Raw genomic sequence first — 19,579 nt, 5'->3', positions numbered from 1 at the left:
CGGATGCATACCAGATTAAAATTTCCGCTCAGGTTCAAGATGCTCCTCTCCCAGTTGCTGGTGGTGTCGGTGGTGCTGAGCCTGATCACCTTCACCATGGCGAACCTGTTCCAGGTCGACAAGACCGCATACATCCACGACCTCACTTCGACGGTGGTGCTGCATACGGCGGAGGAGGCGAACGCGCTCCTGGCGGGATACCGGGAGCGGTTGAAGCTCTTCGGTCGCGTCTTGGCCGAGCCGGAGCTTTCGGGGCGGGACCAGGTGCTGCAGGGCTTTTTCGAGGAGTTCCGCGACTTCGTGCTGGTTACCCGCAGCGGCCCGGGCGGCGAACAGACCGTGTACGACGGCGCTGCGCTGCAGGCGGTCGGGGTGACCAAAGAGGAGATAGTGGCGAACCTGCAGGCCCATCCGGCGCCGGAATCCATTCCGGCAGGGCAGGTGTACCTGGTGAATTCCACGCTCTCGCCCAAGCTTCCCACGCTCACCCTCACCATTTCCGAGCCTGCGGCGGGGGGGGCGCCGGTGGTAACGACGGCGGTGCTGCGCCTGGACCGGTTGCAGGAGCTGGCCAAGCGCTCGCGGGTCTTCGACATCTTCCTGTTGGACTCGGCCGGGCGCTACCTGGCGCACAAGGCGCCCGACCGGGTTGGGGTTGCAGCCAATGTCGAATGGTGGAACCGGGTGAAGGCCCCGCGCAGCTCCGGGATGACCATGGAGTACAAAAAACTCGGCAAGGAGATGGTGGGAGGATTCTCGCGCTGCTCGCTGGGGGGGCTGGTGGTCGGGGTGGAGATACCCAAGAGCGCCGCCTACCTCACCTCGCGCGAACTGCTGAGCGACCTTTTGCTCCTGTCGCTGGCGCTTCTGGGTGCGGCGGCCCTTTTGAGCCAGTTCTGGTCGCGGCATTTCACGAGCCCACTGGAGAAGCTCTCCGAGGCGACCCGGATGGTGGGGCAGGGGCGCTTCGAGATCGAGGTGAAGGCGGAATCAGGGGACGAGATCGGCGCGCTGGCCCGGTCCTTCAACCAGATGGCCGCCGAGTTGAAAGTGCGCGAAAAGGCCCTCAAGGACCTCTACGGGCAACTGGTTCATTCGGAGAAGATGGCGGCCTTCGGTTCGCTTGGCGCAGGGATCGCCCATGAGGTGAAGAACCCGCTGGCGGGGATCCTCGGCATCACCCAGCTCTCGCTCAGGGGGGCGGGGGCCGGGCACCCGCTGGAGAAGAACCTTTTGATCATCGAGAAAGAGACCAAGCGTTGCAAGACCATCATCGAGCACCTGCTCAAGTTTGCGCGCCAGGAGCAGGTCGAGTTCAGCGAGGTCGACCTGCAGCAGGTGGTGGCGGATGCTCTTGCCATCGTCGACCACCAGTTGGGGATCAACAGCATCAAGGTGGAGCAGGAACTGGAGCCGGGGATGCCCACCTGCCGCGGCAACGCGAACCAGTTGCAGCAGGTGCTCATGAACCTGATGCTCAACGCGCAGCAGGCGATGAGCGGGAAGACCGGGACGGTGAAGCTTTCCGGGCGCAGGCTGGAAAAGGGGGGAGTGGAATTGCGGGTGGCGGACAACGGCCCCGGTATCAGCAAGGAGATCCAGGGGAAGATCTTCGATCCCTTCTTCACCACCAAGCCGGCAGGGCAGGGAACGGGGCTCGGCCTCTCGGTCACCTACGGCATCGTCAAGGATCACGGCGGCGAGATTCACCTGGAGAGCGAGGAGGGGTTGGGGACTACCTTCATCATCACCCTACCACCCTCCGCGGCAGCCAATGGCTAAAGGAGGACGCGCATGGACTTACTGGTTGTTGACGACGAGGAAACCCTGAGAAGCGTGGTGTCGCAGGTTCTTTCCGCCGACGGCTTCACGGTGGCGGAGGCGGCCAGCGGCGAGGAGGCGCTGGAGGCTTTCAGGAGCGTGAGCCATCCCCTCGTGATCACTGACATAAGGATGGGGGGGATGAGCGGGATCGAGCTTCTAACCGAGATCAAGGAGCACAATCCCGACACCCAGGTGGTGATCATGACCAGCCACGCCTCGCTCGACAGCGCGCTCACCGCGCTCAGAGCCGGCGCCTACGACTACCTGGTGAAGCCGTTCGAGAGCCTGGACCTGATCTCCGCGGTGGCGGGGCGGGCGGCGGAGAAGGCTCGCCTGGTGACGCAGAACCGGGAGCTCTTGGAGCAATTGACCCGCGCCAACGCCGAGCTAAAGGAGGCGAACCTGGCACTCAAGGAGCTGGCGGTGCATGACGGGCTCACCGCGCTTTACAACCATCGCTACTTCGAGGAGGCGTTTGTTTTGGAGGTGGCCAGGTCCAAGCGCTACGGGAAGCAGTGCAGCCTCATCTTCATGGATGTCGACAACTTCAAGAGGTACAACGACACCAACGGGCATCCGCAGGGGGACGCGCTTTTGAAGACCCTGGCGCAGCTCATGACGACGCACCTGCGGATCTGCGACACGGCTGCGCGCTACGGCGGAGAGGAGTTCGTGCTGCTGCTCCCGGAGACGCCCAAGGAGGCGGCGCTGGGCGTGGCGGAGGAACTCAGGCGCAGGGTCGCGGAGCACCCGTTCCCCGGCGGGGAGACCCAGCCCTTGGGGAAGGTGACCATCAGCATCGGCGTAGCCGCCTATCCCAGGGACGGGATGGACGCGCCGGAACTTTTGGACTTCGCCGACCAGCTCCTCTACAAGGCGAAGAACAGCGGGAAGAACATGGTGGTATGGAACTGAGAAACCCGAGAACGGCTAAACCATTTAGCCACGGAGAAAATCTGAGAGAGTCAAAAACCAAAACCGCTCACAAGGAGAACTTCTGAGGACTTCTGAGAAAGGCAAAACCGGAGAGAGTCAAAAACTTTTTCTGGGAAAGGCAAAACCAAAACCATTAGCCACGGAGAAAATCTGAGAGAGTCAAAAACCAAAACCGCTCACAAGGAGAACTTCTGAGGAGTTCTGAGAAAGGCAAAACCGGAGAGAGTCAAAAACTTTCTCTGGGAAAGGCAAAGCCAAAACCATTAGCCACGGAGAAAATCTGAGAAAACCAAGACATTACGGTTAAAAAACTTAGCGGTTGGTTCTGTTTTTCCCAAAAGAAGTCTTTGATGTTCTCAGATTTTCTCCGTGGCTAAAGGTTTTAGGTTTCAGCTTTTAAGTTTTTAGTTTTAACTCAAAGCCTTTGGGGTCTCAGATGTCCTCAGATTTTCTCCTTGTTAATGGTTTAGTCTTTTGGTTTTCTCGGGTTTTTCTCTTCTGATCAAATCGTATTCCCCGGCTCCGGTGAGTTCTTTCAGGACTACCCGCTGGTTTGGGTGCGCTACCTGGAGCGGGACGCCGTCCTCGTCTTCCATCGACTGCAAAACGAACCGAGTGAAACTCGTCCCCTGACCGATGAGCTCCAGGGCGTCGCCCAACTGCAGCCTGTTCCTCACCGCAACCAGGGTCCCTCCACGCGGCGCCTCCCCCTCGACCAGCGCCACAAACTCGAAGTTCCTCACGTAACGCGAGAGGTACTCGTGGTCCACGTCGCGCGGCTTGCCCAACAAAAATCCGGTGGTGTACCCGCGGTGGCTGATCTTGCTCAGCTCCTCCAGCCACGCCGGGTTCAGCCGGTATTCTTGCGGGTTCTCCCAATAGCTGTCCAGCGCCTCGCGGTAGATGCGGATCACGCTGGCCGCGTAGTAGATCCCTTTCATCCTCCCCTCTATCTTAAGGGAGTGGACGCCGCTCTCCACCAGCTCGGGAAGGTGCTCGATCAGGCAGAGATCCTTCGAGTTGAAGATGAAGCTGCCGCTTTCGTCCTCGTGGATGGGGAAATACTCCCCGGGACGGCTCTCCTCTACGATGGCGTAGTTCCAACGGCAGGGCTGGGTGCACTCCCCCTTGTTGGCATCCCTGCCGGTCATGGCCAGGGAGAGGAGGCAGCGCCCCGAATACGAGATGCACATGGCGCCGTGGACGAAGACTTCGAGCTCGATCTCGTTGCACATCCCCGCCGTCTCGGCGATCTGCTCCAGCGACATCTCGCGGGCGAGATTCACCCGCTTCACACCCTGGGCCTGCCAGAAGCGGGCGGAGCGCCAGTTGGTGGTGTTGGCCTGGGTGGAAAGGTGTATGTCGCGGCCTGGGCAGCGCTCGGCTATCAGCGCCACGACGCCGGGGTCGGCGGCGATGAGGGCGTCGAAGGGGATCTCGCGGATCTCGTCCAGGTAGCGTTCCAGCTCGATCAAATCGCCGTTGTCGGCAAAGGCGTTGACGGTCAGGTACACCTTGACGCCGTGCCGGTGCGCGTAGTCGACTGCGTGCGAGAGTTCGGGGAGGCTGAAGTTGCCGGCCAGGTTTCTAAGGCCAAACGATTTCCCCCCCAGGTACACCGCGTCGGCGCCATAGCGGATGGCGACCTTCAGTTTCTCCATGTTCCCCGCAGGCGCCAAAAGCTCGGGCTTTACCCGTCCCTGGCGCTGCTTCCGCCCCAAGCCGGCAAGCGCCGCCGCCGTTTCCCCTGCTGTTTTCTCCCTATTCTTTCCCGTCAAGCTCAGCTCCTTTGCTCCTGCGCTCGTGTGGCGCCGGTTTCGCCGCCCCGCGGCAACGGCACACCGTAGCACATACCGGACCGATAATGAACCCCCGAATAGGCGCTTTCCCCTTGACATTGATGGGCAAAAGGCTTTAATTATGTTAAATTTTTTTGGGGCATTAAGATGAAGTAGCCTATGGTTCTAATCTGTGAGCCCCCGCTGCATGCGGTTTCGCGAGCCGCCCCCTTCCGGTTTTTCCTCATGGGAGGCTCAAAAAACTAATGAACGGTATTTCCGCAGTTGTAACTGGTAGCCATGAAGCTTTGTACTTCGGAGGAGGGCGGCCCTACGGGACCCCTTAAGGAGCGTATGAAAAGAATCTTCTCTCTGGCACTGCTCTTTCTGTGCCTGGCCGGCACCGCGCAGCTTGCGGCAGCGGAACAGGAACAACCCACCATTTACACCATCGTTCCCGGGGACACCCTCTGGGGACTCTCGCAGCGCTTCCTGAAAGACCCCTACTATTGGCCCAACCTCTGGGCCAACAATCAGGCCATCGGCAACCCCCATTTCATCTATCCCGGGCAGCGGCTGCGCATCTACAGCGACCGGATCGAGATCGAACCGGCGCCGGGTGCGTCCGCCTCGAAGCAGGCGCCCGCGGCTGAGGCGGCGCGCGAAGAGGCCCCGCAGGCAGCGGTCTTCAATACCACGGGGAGCGAAGGGTTCCTGCTGGAGAATGGGGCAAACCCGGCGGGGTTGATCATCTCGCTGCATCAGAACCGGGAGATGGCGGGAACCGACGACATCGTCTACACCGACCTCGGCCTCGACCAAGGCGCCAGCGCCGGCGACCGCTACTCGATCTTCAAGAAAATAGGGGCGGTAAGCCATCCTCTCACCAACGTCATCCTCGGGCAGCAGGTCATGCCGCTTGGCGAGCTGCAACTCTCCGAGGTGGAGGAAAAGGCTTCCAAGGCGATCATCACCAAGTCTTACCAGGAGATAAGCGCCGGTTCCTTCCTGCTTCCTTACCGTGACCGGAAGGTGACGGTGCCGCTTAAGTCCTCGGACCGCGACCTTGTCGGCTACATCGTCCAGACCCAGACCGGGAACACTGCCATAGCGGTGAACGACGTGGTCTTCCTGGACCTCGGGAAGGCACAGGGCGCTCAACCCGGCAACATGTTCTACATCGTGCGCGACGTCACGCCGGACCAGCGTTACGCCAACACCCGCATCGAAAAGCTCCCGGTCGAGGTGGTCGGCGCCCTGGTAGTGGTCTCCACCGGTCTCAACAGTTCCACAGCCGTCATCGTCAAGAGCGTCGACACCGTGTACCGTGGCGACAGGGTGGAGATGCGAAAAAACAGGTAGCTGGCCAAAGGGGGTAACCCCATGGATCACTACTACTGGTTCGCGCTCAAGTCGGCGCCGCTAGTGGGAAACGTCACCTTCCTGCGGCTTTTGTCCCGCTTCGGGACGCCGGAGCGCGTGCTCGAGGCTTCCCCGCAGGAGCTCTCGGAGGTCAGGGGAGTGAGCCCGCAGGCCGCGACCTCCATCGCCGGACACGACTACGCTCACCAGGCGTCTAGCGAATGCGAGAAGGTGCGGGCCTTGGGCGTCGACGTCATCGACATCCTGTCCGATCGCTACCCTCGCCTTTTGATGGAGATCCCGGACCCGCCCCCGTATTTTTATCTCAAAGGGGCGCTTTCCGGCAGCGAAACCGCAGTCGCCATGGTCGGTTCCAGGCGGGCTTCGCAGTACGGCCTCTGCACCGCGACGAGACTTGCGCGCGACCTGGCGCTGCAGGGAGTCACCGTCGTCTCAGGGATGGCGCGCGGCATAGACACGGCGGCGCACTGGGGAGCGCTCAAGGCAGGCGGCCGCAGCGTCGCCGTACTTGGTTGCGGCATCGACCTGGTCTACCCGCCGGAGAACGGGGCGCTCTACCAGGCTCTTGCCGAGAGCGGGGCGCTCATCAGCGAATTCCCCATGGGGACCCCGCCCCAGGCTGAGAACTTCCCCCGCCGCAACAGGATCATCAGCGCGCTGTCGCGCGGCGTGCTGGTAGTGGAGGCGGGGGAGGCGAGCGGTTCGCTGATCACGGCGCATTACGCGCTGGAGCAGGGGCGCGAGGTCTTCGCCGTTCCCGGCAACGTCTCGGTGAGCGGCAGCAGGGGCGTTAACGGCCTGATCAAGGAAGGGGCCAAGCTCGTGGAGCGGGTGGAGGATATCCTGGAGGAGCTCGGCCTGGAGCCGCAGGCCAACCTTCCCCTCCCGAAGCCCTCGAGCTTCGAGCTCAACCCGCAGGAGGCGGAGCTTTACGCCCTCATTTGCCAGGGGGCGCTGCAGATCGACGACATCATCGTGCAGAGCGCGTTGACAGCAAGCGAGGTTTCCGCTACTTTACTTCGCTTGGAAATGAAGGGAGCCATAGTCCAACTCCCGGGCAAGCGCTTCGCAGTTGCGTGAGGCGTTGCCCCCAAAGGCGTAAAATCCATACTAGGTGGACACATGTCTCAGAATCTCGTCATCGTTGAGTCTCCCGCCAAGGCGAAGACCATTGAAAAATTCCTCGGCCACGACTACAAGGTCCTGGCCTCGTTCGGTCACGTGCGCGCCCTCCCCAGCAAGCAGGGGTCGGTGGACACGGAGCACGACTTCGAGCCGAAGTACGCCGTCCTCCCCGAGAGCAAAAAGCACATCGACGCCATCAAGAAGGAGATGAAGGGGATCTCCTCGCTCCTCCTGGCGACAGACCCCGACCGCGAAGGGGAGGCGATCTCCTGGCACCTTTTGGCCGCGCTCGGCCTGGACGGGAAGAAGAAGCTCCCGTTCGAGATCAAGCGGGTGGTCTTCCACGAGATCACCAAGGACGCCATCGTGCATGCGGTGGAGAATCCCCGCGACATCGCCCTTGACTTGGTCGACGCCCAGCAGGCCCGCTCCATCCTCGATTACCTGGTCGGCTTCACCCTCTCCCCGTTTCTTTGGAAGAAGATCCGCTACGGCCTTTCCGCGGGGCGCGTGCAGTCCGTCGCCCTGAGGCTCATCTGCGAGCGCGAGAAGGAGATCCAGGCCTTCAAGGAGCAGGAATACTGGACCATCGCCGCGAAGCTTGAGACCGCCAAGAAGCAGGGGCTCACGGCGACGCTGGTGGAGGCCGAGGGGAAGAAGCTCGGCAAGTTCGACATCCCGGACCAGGAAACCGCCTTCCGGCACTTCGCCAAGCTCGGGGGAAAGGAATTCCCGACGCAGGAAGGGGACGAGAAGGGAACGCCGCTGGTGGTCGATAAACCCGCGCACCCGGAGTACCGGGTCGACAAGGTCACCAAGAGCGAGAGAAAGCGCCAGCCTTCTCCACCTTTCACCACCTCCACCTTGCAGCAGGAGGCGGCGCGCAAATTGGGCTTCTCCGCCAAGAAGACCATGTCCACGGCGCAAAAACTCTATGAGGGTATCGACGTCGGCGAAGGGGCCGTCGGTCTCATCACCTACATGCGTACCGACTCCGTCGCCCTTTCCAACGTGGCGCTGGAAGAGGCCAAGTCGGTGATTACCTCGCTCTACGGCAAGGAATACGCGCTGGAGAAGCCGCGCTTCTTCAAGAACAAGTCCAAAAACGCCCAGGAAGCGCACGAGGCGGTCCGCCCGACCTACATCGCCAAGACCCCGATCGAGCTGAAGAAGTTCTTAAGCTCCGACCAGTTCAAGCTCTACGACCTGATCTGGAAGAGGACCGTCGCCTGCCAGATGGCCGAGGCGCTCCTGGACCAGACCTCGGTCGACATCGGCGCGGGAGAGGGTTTCCGCTTCCGGGTCGCCGGCACCGTGATCCGCTTCGCCGGCTTCATGAAGCTCTACATCGAGGGGGTCGACGACGAGACGGAGGACAAGGAGAAGGAAGGCCTGCTTCCGCCGCTGGCCGAGGGGGACATCCTCAAGCTGCAGCAGCTCCTCCCCGAGCGGCACTTCACCCAGCCCCCGCCGCGCTACACCGAGGCGAGCCTGGTGAAGACCCTGGAGGAGTACGGCATCGGGCGCCCGTCCACCTACGCCTCCATCATGAACACCCTTACCGAGAGGAAGTACGCGCGTCTCGACAAGAAGCGCTTCTTCCCCGAGGACGTGGGGATGGTGGTCTCCGACCTTTTGACCAACCACTTCACCCAGTACGTCGACTACAACTTCACCGCGAACCTGGAAGAAGAACTCGACATGGTCTCGCGCGGCGAGAAGCAGTGGCGCCCGCTCCTGCACGAGTTCTGGGGTCCCTTCATCAACCTTCTGAAGTTGAAGGAAGGTGAGGTGAACAAGTCCGACCTCACCACCGAGGCGACCAACGAGGTCTGCCCCGAGTGCGGCAAGCCCCTGGTGGTGAAGCTCGGCAAGTTCGGCAAGTTCTACGCCTGCACCGGCTATCCCGAATGCCGTTACATCCGTCCCTTGGACAAGGAGACGGGCGAGGTGGTCGAACCGGTGGTTTCCGAGGAAATCTGCGACAAGTGCGGTAGCCACATGCTGATCAAAGACGGGCGTTTCGGCAAGTACTTGGCCTGCTCCGCCTACCCCAACTGCAAGAACATCCAGCCCTTGGTGAAGCCCAAGGGGACCGGGATCACCTGCGCCGAATGCGGCAAGGGTGAGCTGATCGAGAAGAAGTCCCGTTTCGGCAAGCTCTTCTACTCCTGCAACCGCTATCCCGAGTGCAAGTTCGCCCTGTGGGATCTCCCGGTGCAGCAGCCCTGCCCCAAGTGCGGCTTCCCGCTTTTGATCAAGAAGGTCTACAAGCGCGAAGGCGAGTTCCTCAAGTGCCCGAAAGAAGGGTGCGACTACAAGAGCAACCAGTCCTAGAGCGGGCTGGGCAGGTTTATAGGTGCTACCATGATGCGGGGTCTTAGGACCCCGCTTTGGTTTTTAAGGGATATTCCGGGGAGCCAGAGACGTGTCCCTCGAAGTACTAGGCAAGGCTACCGCGTCCCCCCCTTTGCGAAGGGGGGACAGGGGGGATTTGCCCCAGACGACACACCCTCTCCCAAGAAAAGGGGGAAGGGGGCTTTGCCTAAGCAGTTTTTTCAGGAGAAACGATGACGCAGGAAATAACGGTAATAGGCGGAGGTCTCGCCGGTTGCGAGGCCGCCTGGCAGGCGGCCAAGCGCGGCGTGAAGGTGCGCCTTTTCGAGATGAAGCCAAACTGCTACAGCGAGGCGCACCACCTTCCAGGGCTGAGCGAGCTGGTCTGCTCCAACTCGCTGCGCGGGGACTCCCTGGAGAACGCGGTAGGTCTTCTGAAGGAAGAGCTGCGCCGCTTGCAGTCGCTCTTCATGGAGGGGGCCGAGGCGACCAAGGTCCCCGCAGGGGGGGCGCTCGCCGTCGACCGCGACCTCTTCTCGCAGTACATCACCTCCCGCATCGAGAGTCACCCGCTCATCGAGGTGGTCCGGGAAGAGGTGACGCGCATCCCGGAAGAGGGGATCGTGGTGCTCGCCTCCGGCCCCTTGACCTCCGGCCTCCTGGCCGAAGAGATTGGGCGCCTCGCGGGTAGCTACCTTTATTTTTACGATGCCATCGCCCCCATCGTCGCGGCCGATTCCATCGACTACGACAAGGCCTTCCGCGCCTCGCGCTACGGCAAAGGGGACGGCGACGACTATCTCAACTGCCCCATGGACGAGGAGCAGTACCAGGCCTTCGTGCGCGAGATCGTCGCTGCCGAGAAGGTGGAGCCGAAGAGCTTCGAGAAGGTGGTCCATTTCGAGGGGTGCATGCCTATCGAGGAGATGGCGAGCCGTGGGCCGGAGACGCTCCGCTTCGGTCCGATGAAGCCGGTGGGGCTCGTCGATCCCAGGGTGGGGGTGGAGCCGCACGCGGTGATCCAGCTGCGCCAGGAAAACCGCGAGGCGACCATGTACAACCTGGTCGGCTTCCAGACGAAGCTCACCTGGCCCGAGCAAAAGCGGATCTTCCGGATGATCCCGGGGCTAGAGAACGCCCAGTTCTTGAGGCTCGGCTCCATGCACAGGAATACCTTCATCAACGCGCCGGAACTGCTTATGGCGACTTGCCAGCTGAAGAGCGACCAAAGGATCTTCTTCGCCGGCCAGATCACCGGAGTAGAGGGGTACGTGGAGTCCGCCTCCAGCGGCTTCGTGGCCGGCGTCAACGCGGCGAGGCTCGCCCAGGGGGAGGGGCTGGTAGTCCCCCCGGCGGAAACCGCCATCGGCGCGCTGGCGCGGCACATCACCAACACCGAGGCCGGGCACTTCCAGCCCATGAACGTCAACTACGGCCTTTTCCCCTCCCTTCCCGGGCGGGTCAAGAAGAAAGAAAAACGCGGGCTTTTGGCGCAGCGGGGCCTGGAAACGTTGGAGAAGTGGCTCCCGGAGTTGTCCTGATCGTTCACCTCGGCAAGCCCTTTCGGGCGGGAGGTAGGCATGCAAGGAGACAAGGAGAAGACACAGCAGGAGATCAGCGTCATCGGGCGCCTTATCTCACTTGAGGCGTTCGCCTTTGTCATGGCCCTAGCCTCCCTCGTTTACGGGGCGTGGGAGGATAGCTACTGGAATATCGCCTTGGGGATGGTCATCCTGGTGGCCACCTCGCTCTTCGTCCTGATGTGCCGCAAATGCCGCGGCAGGGACAAGGCGAAATAAGGAGAAAAGAATGAAAAACAGCAGCATCGTACTCGCCTCGGCGTCGCCCAGGCGGAGCGAGCTTTTGGAGTCGGCGGGGATCCAGTTCCGGGTGGTCCCGGCGGACATAAACGAAGAGCCCTTCCCCGGGGAGGAACCGGTCGATCACGTGCAAAGGCTCGCTGAAGGAAAGGCCCGCGCCGCGGCGGAACTTGCCGAAGGGAGGTTCTTCCTCGGCGCCGACACCATCGTTCTTTGCGACGGCGAGATCATGGGGAAACCCAAGGACGCCGCCGATGCTAAGCGCATGCTGAACAAGCTCTCCGGCGTGCCGCACGAGGTGGTCACCGGTTTCGCCATCTACGACCGGGAGCGCAAGGGGGCTGTGGTCGAGGCCATCAGGACCAAGGTGTTTTTCAAAAAGCTGCGCGACGAGGAGATCCTGGACTACATTGCCACCGGCTGCCCCTTCGACAAGGCCGGCGCCTACGCCATCCAGGGGGGTGCTGCGCACATGGTGCAGAAGATAGAGGGCTCTTACACCAACGTGGTCGGCCTGCCGCTTTGCGAGGTGGTGGACGCGCTGAGGGTGATAGGGGCCCTGGGGAACTAGGGAGGGTGCATGTCGGTAGCTGAGAACCTGGGGAAAATCAGGGAGCGAATCAGGCAGGCGGCGCTCAGGGCCGGGAGGGAACCGGATGCGGTCCGGCTGGTCGCGGTCTCCAAGACCAAGCCTGCCGCGGCGATCGAGGAAGCTTTCGCCTGCGGGCAGCAGATCTTCGGCGAGAACTACGTGCAGGAGCTGGTGGGGAAAAAGGGCGAGCTGCCGCCGGAGATTTCCTGGCACTTCATCGGCAACCTGCAGAGCAACAAGGTGCGCCAGATAGCGGGGATGGTCGACCTGATCCACTCGGTGGACCGCCTGTCGCTCGCCGCCGAAATCGACCGCCAGTGGGGGGCCTTGGGAAAGGTCTGCGAGGTGCTGATCCAGGTCAACATCTCCCAAGAGGAGACCAAGGGGGGGACCAGCAGCGATGAGCTGTTCCAACTGGTGCGCGACGTGGCCAAGCTCTCCAACCTGCGCGTCGTGGGGCTCATGACCATGCCCCCCTTCTTCGACGACCCCGAGGGGGCGCGCCCCTATTTCCGGGAACTAAGAGAGCTGGCCCGGAAGCTGGAGGCTGCCGCCATACCTGGCGTCTCGATGCTTGAACTGTCGATGGGAATGTCGGGCGATTTCGAGGCCGCCATAGAAGAGGGGGCGACTCTGGTGCGCGTAGGCTCGGCGCTGTTCGGGGAGAGGGAATACCGCTAGGGGACTGGCTCCGCCAGGTGCCCTCCCCCTGCCCACAGGGGACTGGCTCCGCCAGGTGCCTGTCCCCCTTGCCCCTCTGCCCAAAAAAGGAGGTTCTGTTTTGCAGCAGGAAAAGACGGTTTCCAAACTCAGGCGCCCCTTCGTCATCGGGGGCGCGGCCATAGGCGTCATCCTCTGCGGATGGTACCTCTTCAACAACTTCGGCAGGGTGACGACGGTTCCCGATCCCATCTGGACCCGTTTCGTCAATCTCGCCGTCATCATGTTCCTTTGCATCTACCTGGCGAACCTGTTGAGGGTTGCGGTGGAGCTCTTCCTCAGGCGGCGCTAGGCCTAAGTGCTACCACTAGTTCTCTTCGCGTACCTCTACCCGGATCGGTACCGTCTGCAGGAAGGTCGCTATCTTTTGGGCCACCAGCGATTCCAAAACGGCGAACGTCATCGAGATGACCGCATACGCCCCCAGCGCGACTGCCATCGAGGCGGGGACCTCCAGGTCGTGCTGGGACGTCTTCACCATCCAGATCATGGCCACAGCGGCTGCGCCGCAACCGAAGTGACGCTTGACCCAATCGTTTTGCTCGGCCAGCAACGCATGCAGTTCCTCGATCTCTCCCTCAAGGCAGCGCTCCTCAGCCATGAGCCATGACAGGTAAATCCTTGGCGCCATAACAGCAGTCATGGTCAAGGTGACGGTAGCCATCATCGCGGTGAACATGTTCATGCATTACCCCCTGGTTTCGTGTTTACGCTGCCTTGTCCTTATGTAGCAGGAAGGGAGCCGAAACCCTTGTGGTGCCGCATTTTTTCTCATTAATGATCTGGCCTCTCCTGTAATCATTAAAGATTATCTTCGGAGCATCCCGTCCGCTTCGCATCTCCCTCCGCTTGAACTTCATACAGGCTGTGCGTCTTTTGAACACCTGCTGTGCGATCTTTACGCCAAAAGACGAAATCGTTGCACCCCTTCGTTACCCGCCCCAATCGCTCCCTTGATAAAAATTAAGTTGTCACTGGCACACTCTTCATGCTAACGCTGGCCAGTTAAGATCAAACTCCAGGAGCATTCATGATCCATCTGTCCAACATCACCAAGCAGCACGGCTCGCAGGTACTCTTCCGCGAGGCGAGCTTCCAGATACTCCCAGGCACCCGGACCGGCCTTGTCGGCCCCAACGGCGCAGGGAAGACCACGCTCTTTCGCATCGTCACCGGCGAAGAGGAGGTGGACGCCGGCGAGATGACGCTGGCCAAGAAGACCACCATCGGCTACTTCTCGCAGGACATAGGCGACATGCGCGGGAGATCCGCGCTGCAGGAGGTGATGGCGGTTTCTGCCGAGACGGTGCGCCTTGCCGCCGAACTGAAGCAGATGGAAGAGCAGATGGGGCTCCCCATGTCCGACGACGACATGGCGTCGCTTTTGGAGCGCTACGGCTCCGCGATGGAGGAGTTCGAGCACCGGGGAGGGTACGATCTCGATTCGCGCGCCCAGGAGGTGCTGACCGGCCTGGGTATCGGGCCGGACCGCTTCCATAACCCGGTCGAATCGTTCTCCGGCGGTTGGCGCATGCGCGTGGCGCTTGCCGGCATCCTCACGCTGCAGCCCGACGTATTGCTTCTGGACGAGCCGACCAACCACCTGGACGTCGAATCGATCATCTGGCTCGAAGAGTGGCTTGCCAATGAATTCACCGGGGCGCTGCTGATGACCAGCCACGACCGCGATTTCATGAACCGCGTGGTGACCCGCGTCATCGAGGTGGCCAACAAGACGGTAACCACCTACGGCGGCAACTACGACTTCTACGAAAAGGAGCGCGACATCCGCCGCGAGCAGCTGATCGCGAGCCACAAGCGCCAGCAGGAGATGCTCGCCAAGGAGGAGGAATTCATCGCCCGTTTCGCTGCCCGCGCCTCCCACGCGGCCCAGGTGCAGTCCCGGGTGAAGAAGATCGAGAAGATCGAGCGCATCGAGATTCCGCCCGAGGAGCGGGTGGTCCGCTTCGAGTTCGCCGCACCCCCCAGAAGCGGCGACGACGTGGTGGTCATGGATGGGCTGGGAAAGAGCTGGGAACAGCCGGACGGGAGCCTGCAGCCGATCTTCTCCGGCGTCACCGGGGTCGTCAAAAGGCTCAGCAAGATCGCGGTGGTCGGCGTGAACGGCGCGGGGAAATCCACCTTCCTTAAGGTGCTCGCCGGCGAGACCGATCCGAGCCAGGGGAGCGTGGCGCTCGGGGCGAACGTGGAGCTTGGCTACTTCAGCCAGCACGCCATGGAGATCCTCGATCCCAAGAAGACCATCTTCGAAACGGTGCAGGACGTGATACCGCTTGCGACCATCGGCGTGATCCGCAACCTGCTAGGCTCCTTCCTGTTCCAGGGGGACGACGTGGACAAGAGGATCGAGAACCTCTCCGGCGGCGAGAAGAGCCGAGTGGTGTTGGCCACGCTCCTGGCCCGGCCGGTCAACTTCCTGGTCCTGGACGAGCCGACCAACCACCTCGACATACGGTCGCGCGAGATACTACTGAACGCCCTGGACAACTTCGCCGGGACCGTCATCCTCGTCAGCCACGACCGCCACTTCCTGCGTCTTTTGGTGGACCGCGTCATCGAGGTGGACCACGGCGAGATGAGGCTCTACGAGGGGGATTACGACTACTACCTCTCCAAAACGCATCATGCCTGAAATTTAGAGAGCCAAGATTAAGCTCGGGTTAGATTCTTGTTTGCCTGGGCCGCCGCTCCATGCTATAAAGCGCATGCAGTTTTACAATGCCCATTGAAAAGGAGAGCACCATGTCCAACAACAAGAAAAACGAAATGACCTTTAAATACATTTTCCAATACGACTACAACCCCGTCTACGTGAACGGCGCCCACGGCGGCATCTCCCCGCGCGGCGAACTGGTGATGAACTTCTACCTGGAGCGCCAGCCGCTCCCGAACGCCATCACCCACGAGATCACCCAGGCCGGCACCATCGGCCCCGAGACCGAGGTCGAGCCGTCTGATCTTACGCGGAGCCTGGTGCGCCAGGTCATCAACGGCGTGGTAGTGAACTACAACACCGCGCGCGAGCTGCACTACTGGCTGGGCGAGAAGCTGAAGGAGATGGAAGCGCTGGAGCAGGCGAGGGCTGCGGCGATTGCGGCAGCGCAGCAGGCGGCAGGTACCGGCCAGGTTCACTAAAAAAGGGACGGCATAAAAGGGGGACAGGCTACTTTTTTCCCGAAAAAAGTAGCCTGTCCCCTTTAGAGCAAGGGGCGGGCTCTCCTTCAGGGGGGTCGGCCCTTTTTCAGTTTTCATACAGCCAACGGCATCGCACACGGATTTAGCGGATAACGGCAGATTAAGCCAGAGCAGGTGGTTTTGATTGATCCGCGTCTTCCGCGTGCGATGCCCCTTAGCTTTTTTGAGTTTTTCAGAGGATAAGATGTCGAAAGCATGCACGGTTGGGCCGGAATCGGTACGGATGATTGAGCTCGGGCACCCCTGGATCATCGCCGACAGCTACACCAAAAAGTGGCCGGCGGGCGAGACCGGCGACCTGGTGGAACTGGTGGACCCTTCGGGGCGCTTCCTGGCCCAGGCGCTATTGGATCCCAAGGACCGGATCGTCGCGCGGGTGCTGTCGCGGGAACGGATGCGCCTGGACCGGGGCTGGGTGAAGGAGCGGCTGCAAAGGGCGATAGCGATGCGAAGAGACCATGCCGGGCTCGTCGACACCGACGCCTATCGTCTGGTCAACGGCGAGGGGGACCTCCTTCCCGGGATCACGGTAGATCACTACGGTGATTACCTGATGGTGCAGATCTACTGCTCCGGTTGGCGCAGGCACCTGAAGCTGGTAACCCAGGCGCTCGATGAGTTGCTGGAGCCGGCCGGGATCTACGAGAAGAGCCGCCCCCAGAACACCCGGGAGCTGGAATCGGGTGGGGAGGGGAAGAAATACGGGCAGCTCCTCTCGGGCAAACCCGCTCCGGAACCGCTCGTGGTGCTGGAGAACGGGCTCAGCTTCCAGGTGAGCCTGGAGCGCGGCCTTAACACCGGGTTGTTCCTCGACCAGCGCAAGAACCGGCGCGACCTGATGGCGCGGGTGCAGGGGAAGCGCTTTTTGAACCTCTTCAGCTATACCGGCGCCTTCTCCGTCGCCGCAGCAGCGGCAGGCGCAAGCCTTGTCACCAGCGTCGACGCTTCGCCCGGCTACATGGAACAGGCCCGCTCCAACTTCAGCGTCAACCGGCTGAACCCCAAACGGCACGAGTTCCTGGTTGGGGACTGCCTGACCGTGCTCGACGATCTGGCGCGGCAAAAGAAATGCTACGACGTGGTTCTCATGGACCCGCCGTCTTTTTCCACCACGTCCAAGAGCCGCTTCACCACGCGCGGCGGGACCGCTGACCTGGTTGCCGCCGCTATGAAATTGTTGAAAGGGGGAGGGTTGCTGATCGCTTCCTCGAACCATCAGAAGGTGGATCTTGCCGATTACCTGAAGGAATTGCGCCGCGGCGCGCTTCAGGCGGGGGGGACGTTGCAGGTGGTGTCGCTATCGGGTCAGCCGGAGGACTTCCCGTACCCGGTCACTTTCCCGGAGGGGCGCTATCTCAAGTACGCGATCTGCGTAAAGGGGTAGAGCCGCGGGAAGCGCGCCGTATCAGCTCACCCCGCAGCCGTGCAGGTGCTTGCAGTAGCGCTTGTCGGTCAGTTCGATATGGTTTAATACCCAACTGGACAAAAACGTCAAAAGTTCCAGCGAGAGCCCCGGCTTCCGCGCATCGAGCTTTTCCTTGAAGGCGAAGGCTTTGGCGATGAACCTCTGGTGCTCCAGTTCGTGCAGGGCCATTTCGGGGTACTTATGCTTCCTGAAGAGCTCTTCCTCGACCGCGAAATGAACCTGGGCATAGTTGAACAGGTTGGTGAGGATGTCCTCGACCATCTCCTCGCCGGCTTTCTCCCTTATGGCGGCATCGAGTTCGCCCATCATCTGGATCAGCCTGCAGTGCTGCTCGTCGATCTTGGCGATTCCCACGCTCATGCTTTCTGACCATTCGACCATTTCCATTGATCTCTCCCTTTATTGCGCATGCGTCTGTCTATCTGTGGCGACCGGCAGCACTGCGTGTTATGTTAGACGGCAGTTTCATAGTCCCTACCGGAGCGTGTGATGTCAAAGCCCGAAGAAGACGAGCTGCAGATCGCCTGCCAGCAGATCCTGCTCCCTGACGCGTCGGTGTTCTCGGTGCAGTGGGTGGACCTGTCTCTCCCGGCCGGTTCCCGTGTCTGCGCGAAGCTGTTGCTGGAGCAGTACTTCAAGTCGATCAGGCGCTACACCCTCGGGCTGGTTCGTCCCGCCGTAAGCATCGACGGGGTCCATTTCCGGGTCATGTCGACGCGCTTCGCGCTTCTTTCCTTCGAGCCCGCAAGGTACGAGGCTGACGGGGAGCTGGAAGCGGTTCATCTCTATATCAACGGCGGCTTCCTGGTGCAGGCGGGGGAGTGCGGCAGGGGGATGTTTTCCCTCTTGGCGCAAACCCGTCCCGACGGGCTCCGCGTCACCGTCGAGCTTTCCGACTACTGCCCGCTCCTTCTCGGGAGCAACACCCCCTCCAAGTTGCGCAAACTCTTCTACGGCCTCACCCAGTCCTACTTTCACAAAGTGGTGACGGTGAAATACCTCTTCCACCTCCACCGTTTCCTTACCGGCGCCAAACAGCGCGCCCGGGTCAAAAAGGTCCAGGTGCGTCAGGGCACGGACATCTGACCTACTATCTTTTCGGTGATCGACTCTGCTACTTGAGGGATTTAACAGTGGCGGGGGCTAATGTGGGAAAGGATGGAAAAGGGGACAGGCTACTTTTTTGATAAAAAAAGTTGCCTGTCCCCCTTTTTTTTCGTTGGCGTCGCCTATTTCTTTTCGGAAGGGTTGAGTGATTCGTACAGGGCGATCTGCTCGGCGCTGGAGAGCTTTTTACCGCCCCCCTTCTTCCCCCTGCACATCCTGCAGCGATCGTCCGAGCACCATTGGCAGAAGGTGCAGTCGGCGCAGGGGTGCTTCTTACTGTTGTCCTGGTTTTCTGCCATCTTCTAGATCTCCCGGCTGACCTGCCGCCGTTGTCCGAGAAAAAAATGGGAGCGGCTTACCTACCGCGACAACTCGCGCGGTGAGGTAGCCGCCCCCGTGTAACCTTTCCTAGTAGACGAGGTTTCTCTTGGGAGCCTTCCCTTCCACGATCTGAGCGAACGCTTTCCCCTGGTCCGCGTTGATCAGCAGGTAGCGCGGGAGCTTGTTCACCTTGTCCTGGGCAGTGGCGTGATGAGCCTCGATGGTGAAGGTGGCGATGTAACCGGCATCGGCCGCCTTCTTCAGGAGGTAATCGTCATAGATGCCGAAGGGCCAGGCCAGCATGTCGATCTTGGTCCCCAACTGCGATTCCAGGCGATCCTTCGATTTCTTGAGCTGTGTATGCACCGACTTCTCGAATTCGGCCGGAGCCATCTTCTTCTTATCATGCCTGAAGTTGGGATGCCAGAAGGTGTGCGACTGGATGTCGAACCCGTTCTTCTGGAGGGTGCGCAACTGGTCCCAGGTCATCGCGTACTTGGCATTGGAAATGGCGGAGGGGTAGACGAACACGGTGACCGGGACGTTGTACTTTTTCGCCAGGGGGAGCATGTCGGAGTAGACCGACTTATGCGCGTCGTCTTCCACGATGACCACCGATTTGGGCGCCGGTGCCGGACCCTTTTTCAGGTAGTAGTCGACCAGTTTGCGGAGCGGTATCACCGTGTAGCCGTTGTCCTTGAGGTACTTCAGGTGCGATTCGAAGACGCTGGTCTTGATGGTCATGCCATCGGCGACGGTCGGGCCGAAGCGGTGGTAGAGCAGGATGGGGACGTTGACTCCCTGGGTAGCGGCAGGAGGGGTGGCCTTTATCACGGGACCAGCCGCGTGTGCGCCTGCGGTTAGCATGAGGGTGGCCGCGAGCAGCAGCAAAAGGATTCTGCACTTCATTTCTTTGTAAGACCTCCGAACGTTGGTTCCCTTTCCTCGGGAAAGGGCGTAGCAGCCACCTACCATAGCAGAAACTCTCAAAATG

General features: G+C 61.1%; 19 protein-coding genes. 14 read left to right on the top strand and 5 right to left on the bottom strand.

Annotation, left to right across the window (positions count from 1 at the left end):
• The first annotated feature begins 3 nt into the window (after nucleotides 1-3).
• Both GBEM_RS13555 and GBEM_RS13550 read left to right on the top strand, forming a co-directional pair.
• Entirely contained in the window at nucleotides 4-1,782 is a 1,779-nt protein-coding gene (locus GBEM_RS13555; protein ID WP_012531146.1) for a sensor histidine kinase, read from the top strand.
• Nucleotides 1,783-1,794: 12 nt separating this feature from the next.
• Nucleotides 1,795-2,739, top strand: a complete 945-nt coding sequence (locus GBEM_RS13550; protein ID WP_012531145.1) for a GGDEF domain-containing response regulator — start codon at nucleotides 1,795-1,797, stop codon at nucleotides 2,737-2,739.
• A 479-nt stretch (nucleotides 2,740-3,218) separates the two neighbouring features.
• Here GBEM_RS13550 and GBEM_RS13545 read toward each other — a convergent pair whose 3' ends face one another.
• Nucleotides 3,219-4,421: a peptidase U32 family protein gene (locus tag GBEM_RS13545; RefSeq protein WP_049762727.1), complete on the bottom strand. Its 1,203-nt coding sequence runs from the start codon at nucleotides 4,419-4,421 to the stop codon at nucleotides 3,219-3,221.
• A 471-nt stretch (nucleotides 4,422-4,892) separates the two neighbouring features.
• Between GBEM_RS13545 and GBEM_RS13540 the strand changes: the two genes are divergently transcribed.
• From GBEM_RS13540 to GBEM_RS13505, 8 genes are all read left to right on the top strand, one after another.
• The gene (locus GBEM_RS13540) at nucleotides 4,893-5,900 is read left to right on the top strand and encodes a LysM peptidoglycan-binding domain-containing protein (protein ID WP_012531143.1); all 1,008 of its coding nucleotides are present in this window, start codon (nucleotides 4,893-4,895) and stop codon (nucleotides 5,898-5,900) included.
• Between the two features lie 21 nt (nucleotides 5,901-5,921).
• Nucleotides 5,922-7,001, top strand: a complete 1,080-nt coding sequence (gene dprA, locus GBEM_RS13535) for a DNA-processing protein DprA (protein WP_012531142.1) — start codon at nucleotides 5,922-5,924, stop codon at nucleotides 6,999-7,001.
• Nucleotides 7,002-7,043: 42 nt separating this feature from the next.
• Entirely contained in the window at nucleotides 7,044-9,383 is a 2,340-nt protein-coding gene (topA, locus tag GBEM_RS13530) for a type I DNA topoisomerase (protein ID WP_012531141.1), read from the top strand.
• A 233-nt stretch (nucleotides 9,384-9,616) separates the two neighbouring features.
• Complete coding sequence (trmFO, locus tag GBEM_RS13525; RefSeq protein ID WP_012531140.1) at nucleotides 9,617-10,924, top strand: methylenetetrahydrofolate--tRNA-(uracil(54)-C(5))-methyltransferase (FADH(2)-oxidizing) TrmFO; 1,308 nt, start codon at nucleotides 9,617-9,619, stop codon at nucleotides 10,922-10,924.
• A gap of 39 nt (nucleotides 10,925-10,963) precedes the next feature.
• On the top strand, nucleotides 10,964-11,182 hold the full coding sequence (locus GBEM_RS13520) for a hypothetical protein (protein ID WP_012531139.1): 219 nt from the start codon (nucleotides 10,964-10,966) through the stop codon (nucleotides 11,180-11,182).
• 10 nt (nucleotides 11,183-11,192) lie between these two features.
• Complete coding sequence (locus tag GBEM_RS13515) at nucleotides 11,193-11,774, top strand: Maf family nucleotide pyrophosphatase (RefSeq protein WP_012531138.1); 582 nt, start codon at nucleotides 11,193-11,195, stop codon at nucleotides 11,772-11,774.
• A gap of 9 nt (nucleotides 11,775-11,783) precedes the next feature.
• Nucleotides 11,784-12,476: a YggS family pyridoxal phosphate-dependent enzyme gene (locus GBEM_RS13510; protein WP_012531137.1), complete on the top strand. Its 693-nt coding sequence runs from the start codon at nucleotides 11,784-11,786 to the stop codon at nucleotides 12,474-12,476.
• A 100-nt stretch (nucleotides 12,477-12,576) separates the two neighbouring features.
• Entirely contained in the window at nucleotides 12,577-12,807 is a 231-nt protein-coding gene (locus tag GBEM_RS13505) for a hypothetical protein (protein ID WP_012531136.1), read from the top strand.
• A gap of 15 nt (nucleotides 12,808-12,822) precedes the next feature.
• Here GBEM_RS13505 and GBEM_RS13500 read toward each other — a convergent pair whose 3' ends face one another.
• Entirely contained in the window at nucleotides 12,823-13,200 is a 378-nt protein-coding gene (locus GBEM_RS13500; protein WP_012531135.1) for a hypothetical protein, read from the bottom strand.
• Between the two features lie 345 nt (nucleotides 13,201-13,545).
• Here GBEM_RS13500 and GBEM_RS13495 point away from each other — a divergent pair, with 345 nt between their 5' ends.
• The 3 genes from GBEM_RS13495 to GBEM_RS13485 all read left to right on the top strand — a co-directional run bounded on the left by GBEM_RS13495 (nucleotide 13,546) and on the right by GBEM_RS13485 (nucleotide 17,115).
• Nucleotides 13,546-15,168: an ABC-F family ATP-binding cassette domain-containing protein gene (locus GBEM_RS13495; RefSeq protein WP_012531134.1), complete on the top strand. Its 1,623-nt coding sequence runs from the start codon at nucleotides 13,546-13,548 to the stop codon at nucleotides 15,166-15,168.
• A gap of 110 nt (nucleotides 15,169-15,278) precedes the next feature.
• The gene (locus GBEM_RS13490; RefSeq protein WP_012531133.1) at nucleotides 15,279-15,671 is read left to right on the top strand and encodes a hypothetical protein; all 393 of its coding nucleotides are present in this window, start codon (nucleotides 15,279-15,281) and stop codon (nucleotides 15,669-15,671) included.
• A 244-nt stretch (nucleotides 15,672-15,915) separates the two neighbouring features.
• Nucleotides 15,916-17,115 (top strand): class I SAM-dependent rRNA methyltransferase, encoded by a 1,200-nt coding sequence (locus GBEM_RS13485; RefSeq protein ID WP_012531132.1) that lies wholly within the window; start codon nucleotides 15,916-15,918, stop codon nucleotides 17,113-17,115.
• Between the two features lie 21 nt (nucleotides 17,116-17,136).
• On the opposite strand, the gene GBEM_RS13480 is transcribed toward GBEM_RS13485, so the two are convergent.
• Nucleotides 17,137-17,544 carry a bacteriohemerythrin gene (locus GBEM_RS13480; protein WP_012531131.1) on the bottom strand — a complete coding sequence of 136 codons (408 nt, stop codon included), beginning with the start codon at nucleotides 17,542-17,544 and terminating at the stop codon, nucleotides 17,137-17,139.
• Between the two features lie 102 nt (nucleotides 17,545-17,646).
• Between GBEM_RS13480 and GBEM_RS13475 the strand changes: the two genes are divergently transcribed.
• Nucleotides 17,647-18,243 carry a hypothetical protein gene (locus GBEM_RS13475; protein WP_012531130.1) on the top strand — a complete coding sequence of 199 codons (597 nt, stop codon included), beginning with the start codon at nucleotides 17,647-17,649 and terminating at the stop codon, nucleotides 18,241-18,243.
• Between the two features lie 143 nt (nucleotides 18,244-18,386).
• Here GBEM_RS13475 and GBEM_RS21505 read toward each other — a convergent pair whose 3' ends face one another.
• Together GBEM_RS21505 and GBEM_RS13470 are read right to left on the bottom strand one after the other, a co-directional pair.
• Entirely contained in the window at nucleotides 18,387-18,563 is a 177-nt protein-coding gene (locus GBEM_RS21505; RefSeq protein WP_012531129.1) for a hypothetical protein, read from the bottom strand.
• A gap of 109 nt (nucleotides 18,564-18,672) precedes the next feature.
• Complete coding sequence (locus tag GBEM_RS13470; RefSeq protein ID WP_012531128.1) at nucleotides 18,673-19,494, bottom strand: polysaccharide deacetylase family protein; 822 nt, start codon at nucleotides 19,492-19,494, stop codon at nucleotides 18,673-18,675.
• Between the last annotated feature and the right edge of the window lie 85 nt (nucleotides 19,495-19,579).

Source organism: Citrifermentans bemidjiense Bem (assembly GCF_000020725.1).
Taxonomy (GTDB): Bacteria; Desulfobacterota; Desulfuromonadia; order Geobacterales; family Geobacteraceae; genus Geomonas; species Geomonas bemidjiensis.
This window is presented reverse-complemented; position numbering and strand designations above follow the sequence as displayed.